Genomic DNA, 458 nt, shown 5'->3' with positions numbered 1-458 from the left:
TTTTTCTTACGTAGTGCAGAGCGGTTCTGACCCAGAACTTGGCAAGCGAAGCGTTCGGACGCCGGTGAATTTATCCATCGCCATCCGGACAGCACGGCGGCGTGGTTCGGGGCTTAGAATTTTCCCTTGGCTACCTCGGTAAGGATGTCGTTGGCGAGCATCTGATCAGCGAGCAGCTTCTTGAGGCGCGCGTTTTCCTTCTCTAGCTCTTTGGTACGTTTGCTGGCTTCAGCGTTTTTCTCGGTCCCGTACTGGTTGATCCACCGGTACCAGGTCGCTTCAGTGATCTGCAGTTCTTTGATGACCTCGATCATCGAGTGTCCGTCGTTGAGCATCTTTTGTCCTTGACGGACTTTAGCGATGACCTGATCTGGTGTGTGTCTGCGTGCCATTGTTTCTGTGATTCCTCCTGTGTCCATTGTCGGACACGAGTACTCACATAGTCACTGGACTACTTT

1 pseudogene is annotated in these 458 nt (G+C 52.4%); it reads right to left on the bottom strand.

What is annotated here, in order from left to right:
• A pseudogene (locus FJV47_RS11915) lies at positions 1-392 on the bottom strand (transposase); the annotation flags it as partial.
• Positions 393-458: the final 66 nt, after the last annotated feature.

Source organism: Glutamicibacter sp. JC586, assembly GCF_009805585.1.
Taxonomy (GTDB): domain Bacteria; phylum Actinomycetota; class Actinomycetes; order Actinomycetales; family Micrococcaceae; genus Glutamicibacter.
Note: the sequence above shows the minus strand (reverse complement) of the source record. Positions and strands in the feature narration are given on the sequence as shown.